Consider the following 10,555-nt stretch of genomic DNA (forward strand, 5'->3'; position numbering starts at 1 on the left):
AATCACCAAATCCGATTAGCAATTCTGAAGGCTCAACCGCCTCTATTTTCTCCATCCTTTACATAAAAGCACTACCCAGCCGCATAGCTTGTGAAACTGCGACGCTGTACGGTCGGATGCTGGATTCTTGGTGTACCGCCAATCAGGACAATCAGGAAACACCTTCGCTCGCTCAATTGGTGGCAGCAAGAAAATAGGCAACACGCCTTTATTGATGAGGGATTAGCGCCGCTATGAAGCGATAGTGAGGCGACGGCTGCGCCACTGCATCCGATAAATCGGTCACTTAGACTTCAACGCTACAGGAGATTTGACGCGCTTGGAAAGGTCGCTGTCAGCGCTATTTTTGGCGAACATCCGCTTGCCGATGAGCCCGAACGCCTCTTCAAGTTCTTCCAGGTCTGCTACCTCAATCAGCGTTTCTAAGTCGCTGCCGATCGACTGACTCATCAACAAATAGCAAAAGTGGCGGATCGCACCGGGGTGGATTCTCTCCATTGCCTCCAGCGCTGCCGCAGCTTTCGCCGTTACGACATCCGCTTTCCCGTTCCGGTACTCGCTCCAGTGCTGCTGCGATACTCCCGACTCTTCTGCCAACTGAGTTCCTTTAATCCGAAAATAATCCTGAGTTTTGCTTAGCGCTTCTCTAATCATTAATCTTTGTTAATTCAACAAACTGTACTTTATGATTTAGTATATACTTCGTGCAAGCACGAAGAACATTGATTTGGAGGCTATCACCTAGGATAGCACACCAAAAAAAATAACCCGTAGCACTCTTAATGCGCCGGGTCAATCTAATTTAAATAAGGAGTCCATCATGACAGATTTTCCCGAAAACAGCAACACCCCCGCTAAAGATGTCAGCTTGTTAAGGTTTTGGGAGCATGAGGTGCTGCCCCGACTCACTGCCGACTTGGTGTACGACCATCCCTCGCATCAATTCCAGCGCAGCAATCAGAAGTGGCGGGGAGGTAGTCCGTTCCGCAAAAGCAAATCGGGAACTTCGTTTGCAGTGTGGCCCGATACTCTCCGCTTCTACGATGCGGGATGCGAGTTTGCAGGCGACCCCCTTGCCTACATCCACAGCATTAAGGTAGGTCGGTGGGAACATCCCAAGGGTCTTGATTGGGTAGAAGCGCTGCGGGAAGCAGCATCGAGGGTGGGAGTAACGCTACCCGAACGCGAACACGCTCCCAGGGAAATCGAAGTAGCGGCGAAGTGGGAAGCGCGCCGGGGGATACTGGCTGCGGTGTACGCTCGGTGTCGGGATTGGCTGTGGAGCGAAGTAGGAAGTAGCGCTCTCAATCACTTGATTGCAGAGAGGGGCATGAGTCGGGAAGCAATTACTCAGTTGGGATTGGGCTACTACCTGAGCAAGGATGAAGTTGCAGCAGCGCTCAAAGAGCAGAACCACAGCTTAGAGATTGCGGAAGAAGCGGGCGTGTTGACCCGCAAGTGGGAAGGATACGTTACTTTTCCTTGGCACACGGCATTGGGTCAACCGCTTACCGTTTACGGTCACTGTCCCACAAAACCCCTGCCCCTAAAAAAGCATCACCGGGGGTGGAAAGGCGAGAGGGATGCAGCTTATCGGGCTTGGGGGAAACTCTCGGAAGCTCAGAAAATAGAGCAACCTTGGCTCGAACCAACCATGCCTAAGAAATACGCTTGCTGGAATCCCAAGGATGAGGAGGGGGCATGGCTAGCCACAAAGGAATCACCGCTTTATTTTGATAGAGCTTTGGCGGCGGGTCACAAAGAAGTAGTAGTGGTCGAAGGCGTTACCGATGCAGCGGTGGCTCAAGCATTGGGAGATACCAGAGTTGTAGCTTGTGTCGCTGCTAGCTTGTCGGGAGAACAGGTGCAGTCGCTGCGGCGGTCGGGAATCGAGAGAGCGATTGTTTGCCTCGACCCGGATAGCGCAGGGGATAAGGGTATCGAAAGCTGCATCAAATCTTTGCTGCTGGCGGGCATCGTTCCTTATGTTGCTCCCCGATTGCCGGTGGGAGAAGACGGCGACGGCGACCCGGATAAATTCATCATTCAATTTGGCATCGATGCTTGGCTGGAGCATACCAAGTTAGAAAAAGCCCAGCACGGTTTGAGGTGGAAAGCGCAACAAATAGCTAGTTGCAGGGGCAACACCGATGCTGACAAACAAGCAGTGCTCCTAGAAGCGACTAAGTGGGCAACCAATATTAAGGATGCAGTAGCGCTCAACATATTCTATTGGCCGACAGTCGGTGAAACTCTGGGAAATTCCACACCGCCCTGGTTGCTGGAGTTTGGTAAAGAATTGGGTGCGGGCAGTCAAGATAATTCAGAGCAAGTTACCAAGTGTCCAGACCGCAAGCGGGATGAGTTTTATCGCAGTCTGTGCGACAAGTTGGGTCTGGATTTCAACTACTACACCAGGGGGCGAACTTTCGATGACTTTGCGGTGAGGAAGGTATTCGGAACGCATTACAAAGCCATCAACAGCGCCATGTATCAATACACCGGAGCGGGGTGGTGGCAGCGCCAGGACGAGAAGCGCTGCGAACACATGATTGCAACGTGCAGTGAAAAGGTGTTCAAACTCCATCAAGTGAGTAAGTGGGAATGGGAAGAAACGTTCCCTTTCTCCAGTGAAAGCTGCACCAACTCCGCATTCAAGTACGCATTAAAGCGCCTTTACCTAGAACCTCCCCAAAACAGGCACTTTAGAGCGTTCAAGAATGGCACCGTGGATATGAGAACGGGAGAACTCCTGCCCCACGACCCCGCTCACTACCTCACTTCTGCCATTGAATCGGATTACATTCGCGATCGCCCCTGCCCCGATGTTTTCCTCAACTTCATCATCTCCGCTTTTGGGGATGATCAATTGGATGCGGTGAGAGCCTACACTTCAATGCTCATCGATCCGACTGCACCCTACGGCAAGTTCATTCACATCATCGGGCCTTCGGGTTCGGGTAAGGGAACTCTGCTTCGACTCTGGGGAGAAATCTTTGGCTTGGAGGATTCCCACTCCGGTGACTTCTCGGAACTGGCAAATCCCGAATCGCGGCACCAACACCTAACGGGTAAATCTTTGTACACCATTCCCGACACCGGGGGCTACATCACCGGGATTCGTCCGTTTTACGAATTGGTGGACAACGGCAAACTTTCGGGTCGCAGCCTTTATTCATCCTGCGGATACACCAAAGAATGGAACTGCCGATTTGTGGCCGCTTCCGTTGACCACCTGCAAATCGAAAATGCGGGCGATGGCTGGGATAGACGGTGTTTGCCACTGTTGTCCAAAGGGCGAGAAGGATTAGAAGACCCCTATTTGCGCCATAAACTTGCTTGCGTGAAAGCGGATATCGTATCTTGGGCGCTGGCAATGCCCAGAGTCGAACGCGACACCCTGCTGCTGCAACCTTCCACCAACCACCGCATCCGCCTTGCCAAACTCGATGCAGCTACCTACGGCGACCCGGTACGCAGCTTCATTGATTTGTGCTTGCGCCCAACTAATGCTCCTTCCACCATCCAAAACCACGAACTCCATAGTTGGTTCATTGCTTACTGCAAAGCGCATGGTTACTCAGACAACCGGGGCATGAGCAAGTTCATAGCTCACCTCAAAACAGTAATTCCCCAGCACCACGTACCCAGACACCGCCAAGATGGCGAATTACAACCCGCTCATTGGGCTCACATGGCTCTATTACCGGGTGTCATGGTCGATGTTTCACTCGCTGAGGATGCTTCTAACGGCTACCAAGGTAAACCAAACCAACAACCCGCTGAACCTGAATGGCGATGTGCCAAATTCCTCTGCTCGGAAGGTGGCTTATTAGCTTTTGAAGAATGGAACGAACAACAAAAGAGGGAGCCTCTTACACCGAATTTTAATCAACAAGGCGATCAGGGTACAACGAGGGGTGACACCATACAGTCTACCTTGATCAGCAAGAATACCACACAAAATCAAGGCTTTGAGGGTAGCGATCAAGGTGATCAGGGTGATCAGGGCAATCAGGATACTACTCCTTTAAAAAATGAAGGGGTGAGGGTAGTTCCTACGCAACAAGACACACCCCTTAAGAAAAGAGGTGAGGAGTTATCGTCTACCCCGATCACCCTGATCGCTGCTACTCAAACCCATACGCCACAAGGGAACCAGGATGTAATCAGGGCAGATTTAAGTACCCACATCAACCCAGATCACCCCGATCGCTTGCTCAGCATTGATGAATGGGTATCCATGCTTTCGGAACTAGCGAATCGAGATGGCACAACTTATGAAGCGGTGAAGGGGTTGGGCGTACCGAATCACCAGCGCTCTGAAATCTTTGCTGCATTGACACCGGGAGTGAAAGACCGACTCAAAGGATTGAGAGAAGAGTTTGAGAGGCGGATTCCCCAGGATATTGAGAAGTGGAGGAAGGCAATAAAAACTTGGTCGGGGTTGGATGCAGATGCACTGAACCATCAGTGGCAACAGTTTGATTTATGGAGCCAGTGTTTGTTGGGTATCGGTAACTGGGTGGAAAGAATCGATAAATCGGGATTATTTGACTTAGGAGCATCGGTGTACGCCCAAGCCCTTGAATTAGCTAGCGATAAGTCGGGAGTTCTTGAAGATTTGGCAGTAACAAATACCGAGCTAGAAATCACCAATTCTGAACCCACGCAACTCAATTTATTACCAGATGCTCAACCGCCTTCAGAGCATCAAAGTAGATTTTCACCCAAGTCGGAGGATTGGTTTTAGCTATGAACAAACAATGTCCGAATTGCGCTTCTTTTGATATTTACCGCCGTCATCCCCATAGTTTGGAGGTTTGCTGCGACAACTGCAACCACCGATGGCAAGCCAAGCAAGTTTTGGCTCCACTTCTTCGGAGTAAGTTCTGGCTCAGCACACCTTTGAAAGGCTGGCACTATGTCGAAGTGTGGCGCTCGTCAAGCAATTCCCAGAAGTTCGCTTATCGGTTGGCTTATAGCGCTTCCCTCTTCGGTGAGTTAAAGGGTGAATTTGATACACCAGACTTAGCCTTAGAAGCAGGAATTCAGGATGCTAAGGGATTGCTGACTTTGCCGACAACCTGATTTTATTTAATGGTTTTCTTTTCTTACAAAAAGGAAGTACAACCCATGATGCGAACGCTTTCACTCTTCAGCGGCATAGGCGGTTTTGAGTTAGCTGCTGCTGCCCTAAATTGTTTCACAGTCGAACAGTTAGTAGAAATCGATGAGGATGCTCAATATGTACTCCGACAGCACTATCCCCACATCCCAATTCACAGCGACATCCGAACTTTTAGCGCAGCCCCAGGACAGTACGATTGCATTTGGGGAGGTTTCCCCTGCACCGGTACGAGCAATGCCGGAAAGCGAGGGGGATTGGCTCACCCAGAATCAAGTTTGTGGTGGGAAATGCTCAGGATTATCCTCGAAGCTAGACCCAGCTTTGTTGTTGTCGAGAATCCAGAAGGCTTGCTCGTTCGAGGAGGTAGAGAAGTCGTTGCCTCTTTGCGAATGGCAGGATATTGTGTTACAGACCCGCTCCTCCTATCGGCAAAGGAAGTGGGAGCTGGACACCAAAGAAACCGAGTCTTTATCGTCGCTTTCTTTCAGGACTTTGCACAGCAGCAATACGAGCATCAATTCCAAACCTGCTGGGCTGACGAAGTGCGAACAATCGCTCAGGAAGCTCGGCATCATTTCCCCATCCCATTATTTATCCGCAATGGGGATGGAGTTGATATTCGGATTCCCCCTGGGCTGGACGGATTGCCTCGCCACCAGAACATCACTATCTCGGACTTTGGAGTCAAGAGTAAAACTAAAGGTAGAATCCGAGCCAGATACCTTTTTGCCAAAACCGTTATGCCCGGACAAGCTTACATTGCCCTCAAACGAGTGCAGTATCTTGCCCGAGTCTTCGGCATCATTGATTGAGAACACCACCGAGTTTGCATTATCGGGATTGGGTATTAGCTTTTGGAAAACGCTGCATTGTCTTACCCATAAAACGGTGACGCGCCGATGTTGGAAAGACAGCCATGCAGAGAAATTCCTCAGTGCTTTCGAGCAGAATAAGCTCATCAAAGCTTTGGATAAAGATATCCGGTATGGAGGCAAACAAATTGGTTGGTGTCGGTTACTTTGCGCTCCCTACAAAGAAGAACTTGCAGCCATGCCCGATGCAGACTTAGAGGCTGAGGGCGGAATGTGTTCCTCAGTCGCAGAGTTTATCCAGCAATACTTTAAAAGCAACAGCAGCCTTGAAGTTTGGGTAATTCGCTTTGAATTTATTGAACTAGATCGACCATCACAAACTCCGACTTCGGAAGCTCTTGGTGTATCCTCAGACTCTGAAACTAAAGCGGATAGCAATTCGGACATTACTTCACTAACCGAGAGTATACACCAAGCTCAATTAGCGGGTGATAGTGTATACTCTGACTCGGAAACTAAAGCGGGTAGCAACTCGCCCATTAGTTCAGTAAACGGTAGTATACACCAATCCTCATTAGCTCCCCTTGGTGTATACTCGACACTTGAGCCTAAAACTAACAACAACTCTGCCTTTGCTTTATCAACCCAGAGTATACACCAAGCCTTACCAAACCCTCAAAGAGTTGCTGGTGGATACCAAAATAACGGCAAGCAAGCTAATACCAACACCCCCATCTCTTTGTCAGTCGAAAGTATACACCAAATCTCAACACCGAGTCTTGGTGTATACCCGAGTGATGGCAACCAAAGTGATAGTAATGCAACCAATGATTCACTAGCCGAGAGTATACACCAAGCTCCAGCAGTTCAGGGTGGCAGTGGCTTGGTGTACAGCTTTTGGAAGGGTGAAAGCATCGTTAACCACTACCGCTACAAAGTTAAAGCAAACGGTAAGTGGAAGGTGAAGAGTATCTATATTCCTGTGGGCAAACTACCCAAAGTGAGGGAAGCCATTACCAATAACTTAGGAGTAACCGCGATAGTGACTGAGATACTGGGTCGGCAACTGTGATTGATAGCCCCGTCTTTTTCAAACCATGCGGTAGCTCTTTCTTTGCCGTCTCTTAGTTTTTGGATGTTTTTCTAACTTTTTGACTATCAACCACCGCTTTTATCCGCATCTTTGTCTCTTCGTAGGTGCGGAGAGTATTTCTGCGTTTGATTGCCACCATACAAACGAGGGGTGTTACCCCTTATTTTTAGTAACAAGGCGATCAGGGTAAAATGAGGGGTAATACCCCCTATTTTACCCTGATCAGCTAACATACCACGCTAAATCAATACTTTGAGCAATAACAAGGCGATCGGGGTATGTTGTAGGGTCTTACCCCTTATTATGCCCTGATCACTAAAAACACCACGATAAATCAATAGTTTGAAGAGGGTGATCAGGGTGATCAGGGCGATCGGGGTACTACTCCCTAAAAATATGAAGGGGTAGGGGTAGTTCTCAATTAACAAGACACCCCTTTAATAAAAAAGGGTAGGAGTGCCCGATCGCCCTGATCGCCCTGATCACCTCCATTGCTTTTGCTCAAACCCATACGCATCAAGGACATAAGAAAGCGATCAGGGTACTTTAGAGGGTCAGACCCCTCTTTCTGCCCCGATCGCTGGTAATGAATCTGTGGATGGGTAATGAAGCTCGGAGAAAGCTTGGAGAATGCTGAGTGGAGCCACACCTATGAAGGGAAGATGTGCGATTCCCGAGCAGGATTTACCAATTTCCACGCTTTGAAGCCATGCCAGTATCGAAGCGTGGGGACTCGGTTTGAAGTGGTGACAGCAGAGAGTCTTGGTGTATACTTCGATTCGAGCAATTAAATTAATAGTAACTCTGCCGTTAATTAGCAATAAAAAAGTATACACCAAACCTTATCTGAGTCTTTGGTGTATACTCTGCTACTCTAATTCCAACTGATAGCAACTATGTCATTACTTTGTTAAACTAGGAGAGTACATCAAGTTTTATTCTCAGGCAGTGGTGTATGCTCTTATTCTCTAAATGAAACTAACACTGATTGTTCCGTTACTGTATTACCGCGCGAGCCCACAACAAAACTTCAATAAAGAATCTCGGCGGATGCTATATTGAGGTTAATCAAAGTGATAAAAACTTCCCAATCTGTAAATGAACTGGCACTTACTAAACAGCGGTAAATTTACCCCGCCACACATCGGCAGCTATAAAATTGATGCCCATAGCTTCAGCCGCCTTTTCATCTTCCGGTCTGTCGCCCACCATCCAGCACTTACCCACATCACTACCGTACAAGAATAGGCAATATTCAATCATTCCAGCTCCGGGTTTCCGAAAGCTGGAATACTTGCCTGATTCGACTTGGACTTCAGTGGCTGTATCGCGATCAGCACGGCATAATATTTGTCCCGCAAAATCAGGACAAAAGTAAATAGCGTCTAATTGAGGGAGCAGCAAACAGGTGTATTGTTTCTCTTCAAATGCAGCTTCGAGCTTTTTGTGACCAGCACCTACTCCCCCTTCGTTGCTGATTCCTATTATCAAATAACCTTCTTTGGCATAGTGAGCTAGTGCGTTTTCTACACCAGGCAGTACCAATACATCGCGGGGGTTCGACTTGAATGTTGCGCCACTAACTGTACCCGTTAAAGTGCCATCTACGTCGCAAAAAAGTATCTTAGTCATCAGCATTCTCCAAAAGTCCTGTGAATTGCTCAACCAATTCTTTTTTGTTGTGGCGGGCTAACTTACGGTGCCTGCCAGTCCATGAAAAGGCGGTGGATGCTGTTAGCGTTAGTCCGCTGTAACCTCCATCAATCAAAGCATTGAGTTTTTGGGTGATGGTGTGATGGCTCATATCCATTTCATCAGCAATCTCCTCAAAAGTTAGCGGCTTCTCCGCTATCAATTCGATGATTTCGATGCTAGACTGGACTCCCCGATTCAGCAGAGGAAAAATCCACTCTCTTTCGGAAGCTTCCAATTCCATGAACTGTTCGATAGCCTTAGCTTTTGCCGTCAACCCCAAACGCGCGGTATCGTCCATATTCCTTAAATTACTATTTATTTACAAACACTGCGTAAGCCATTCTATTAATTTTTTTTAGCTTTTTGGTTTATCTACTAATTCACGTAACAATTCAGCAGGAATGCGATGTAACCATTTCTCTAAACTATCTCGGTCTATGGATTCTAACTTTGCCACAGCTTCGCTAACTAACGCGGTTTGATTGTCCGAAACACTCTCAACCTCCTCTTGCTTTAATTGAGATTGGCGAGCTTCTTCCTCAAAGGCAGTAATTTGATCTTCAGTGAGGTAGGAATCCTTCACCCAACCCGGTACCCAATCTTTCATCGAAATAACATTAGTCATGGCTCCGTCCTCCACTCATTCGCTCATCCCATCAAGTATAGCTTCAATCCGCAGTAGCCTCCGTTCGTTGATGCGAAGTAAGTCCCGGCGCTCCATTGCCTGCACAGCATCCAAGTAGCATTCGTTGGTAGCGTTTCCCAAGTGCATCGTTAGCTTGCCGTTGGGAAGAGAACGAGAGCGTGACTTCAACCTGAAATAGTAATAGCGCTTACCCTTCTGGATGGAGGAATGCTTTTCAATGATGGCATCAGCGGGAGGAATCCAAGCACTTTGTAATTCCTGCTGCTGGGAATGAAGTAAAGAGCGGCATTTTGCTAAGTAAGAGCGATCGCTGCTATGGATTATCAAAGGAAGAGCTTTGGAGTTTTGGGAAACAATGTAGGTATTGTGAGCCAGATATCGTGCAGGTATACCCAACGTATCTTCAATTAAGTGTTTGAGTTCGGTGTGGGAATAGCACTTCTCGAAGGTACCCCACCGTGTAATCACGCCATCGCTGTAAGGGATTCCCATGTGGTTTGTCGATCGCCCAGTGATAGCGCTAACCACCAGAGTCTGACGAGCGAGTTGGTAAGCGCGATAGAGCACTTCACACCGAAGCACGGGAACTTCAATTGTGCTAAGAACATAAAGCAGGGTGACAACATCAGCCGCTTTTTTTAGCGTCCGGGGAAAGTAGTAAGGGTCGTAACCGCGCGAGCGAAAACCCATTGCTTGAAGGAAGCGAACATCATCACCGCGACCGCATCCATAATCCAAGTGCGCGTGATGGGGTAACAGAATTCCCTCATTAACAGCAGCAGCCATCGGTAAGCTCAATTCCTGGCGCTTGAGAGCAGCTTTGTGTCTGGGTATTGTGACATTTTCCAAGTTTAGTTGTGTCATCGCAGCATCCCATTAATATTAATACAAATATACAAATAATTTAAATAAAATGGCTAGCGCTAGGGTGTAAATAATAGGGAATTACCTATGCTCTACGCTTTGATTAACAACACTGGAATCCACAGACTAGAAGTTGCCGAAAAGTGGGAACTTGCAGACCTGCAAAACCGAGTAGGCGTTGAAGGTGAAGATGCCTTAATCGAATACGTGCGCTATCAATTCACTGACCCTAACATCCAGGGTAAACGCATCTAAATTAATTTGACAAAAACGTGAATTTGTGCATTACTAAATAACTAAAAAAACCTTCTTGA

11 protein-coding genes are annotated in these 10,555 nt (G+C 48.0%); 6 read left to right on the top strand and 5 right to left on the bottom strand.

Going from position 1 to position 10,555, the window contains the following annotated elements:
- The coding region (locus QUA45_RS25870; RefSeq protein WP_333222603.1) for a hypothetical protein at positions 1-197 on the top strand (197 nt) is incomplete at its 5' end.
- Between the two features lie 85 nt (positions 198-282).
- On the opposite strand, the gene QUA45_RS25875 is transcribed toward QUA45_RS25870, so the two are convergent.
- Positions 283-654, bottom strand: coding sequence for a hypothetical protein (locus tag QUA45_RS25875; protein WP_333222605.1), 372 nt, complete (start codon positions 652-654; stop codon positions 283-285).
- Positions 655-820: 166 nt separating this feature from the next.
- Here QUA45_RS25875 and QUA45_RS25880 point away from each other — a divergent pair, with 166 nt between their 5' ends.
- The 4 genes from QUA45_RS25880 to QUA45_RS25895 are packed head-to-tail and all read left to right on the top strand — an operon-like array spanning position 821 to position 7,015.
- Entirely contained in the window at positions 821-4,753 is a 3,933-nt protein-coding gene (locus QUA45_RS25880) for a toprim domain-containing protein (protein WP_333222607.1), read from the top strand.
- A 2-nt stretch (positions 4,754-4,755) separates the two neighbouring features.
- Positions 4,756-5,091 (top strand): hypothetical protein, encoded by a 336-nt coding sequence (locus QUA45_RS25885; RefSeq protein WP_333222608.1) that lies wholly within the window; start codon positions 4,756-4,758, stop codon positions 5,089-5,091.
- Positions 5,092-5,136: 45 nt separating this feature from the next.
- Positions 5,137-5,943, top strand: a complete 807-nt coding sequence (locus QUA45_RS25890; RefSeq protein WP_333222610.1) for a DNA cytosine methyltransferase — start codon at positions 5,137-5,139, stop codon at positions 5,941-5,943.
- Positions 5,915-7,015: a hypothetical protein gene (locus QUA45_RS25895; RefSeq protein ID WP_333222612.1), complete on the top strand. Its 1,101-nt coding sequence runs from the start codon at positions 5,915-5,917 to the stop codon at positions 7,013-7,015. The genes QUA45_RS25890 and QUA45_RS25895 overlap by 29 nt, the downstream gene beginning before the upstream one ends.
- Before the next feature lie 1,134 nt (positions 7,016-8,149).
- Here QUA45_RS25895 and QUA45_RS25900 read toward each other — a convergent pair.
- From QUA45_RS25900 to QUA45_RS25915, 4 genes are read right to left on the bottom strand one after another with little or no spacing between them, the layout of a single operon-like run.
- Positions 8,150-8,668 carry an HAD-IIIA family hydrolase gene (locus QUA45_RS25900; protein ID WP_333222614.1) on the bottom strand — a complete coding sequence of 173 codons (519 nt, stop codon included), beginning with the start codon at positions 8,666-8,668 and terminating at the stop codon, positions 8,150-8,152.
- Positions 8,661-9,029 carry an ArsR family transcriptional regulator gene (locus tag QUA45_RS25905; RefSeq protein WP_333222616.1) on the bottom strand — a complete coding sequence of 123 codons (369 nt, stop codon included), beginning with the start codon at positions 9,027-9,029 and terminating at the stop codon, positions 8,661-8,663. Before QUA45_RS25905 ends, QUA45_RS25900 begins: the two co-directional genes overlap by 8 nt.
- Before the next feature lie 57 nt (positions 9,030-9,086).
- A complete protein-coding gene (locus tag QUA45_RS25910) occupies positions 9,087-9,356 on the bottom strand; it encodes a hypothetical protein (protein ID WP_333222618.1) in 270 nt (89 codons plus the stop codon).
- Between the two features lie 15 nt (positions 9,357-9,371).
- Positions 9,372-10,241, bottom strand: a complete 870-nt coding sequence (locus tag QUA45_RS25915) for a DNA phosphorothioation-associated putative methyltransferase (RefSeq protein WP_333222619.1) — start codon at positions 10,239-10,241, stop codon at positions 9,372-9,374.
- A gap of 87 nt (positions 10,242-10,328) precedes the next feature.
- Between QUA45_RS25915 and QUA45_RS25920 the strand changes: the two genes are divergently transcribed.
- Positions 10,329-10,496, top strand: coding sequence for a hypothetical protein (locus QUA45_RS25920; protein ID WP_333222621.1), 168 nt, complete (start codon positions 10,329-10,331; stop codon positions 10,494-10,496).
- Positions 10,497-10,555 lie beyond the last annotated feature (59 nt).

It is taken from the genome of Microcoleus sp. Pol12A5, assembly GCF_036701435.1.
Classification (GTDB): domain Bacteria; phylum Cyanobacteriota; class Cyanobacteriia; order Cyanobacteriales; family Microcoleaceae; genus Microcoleus.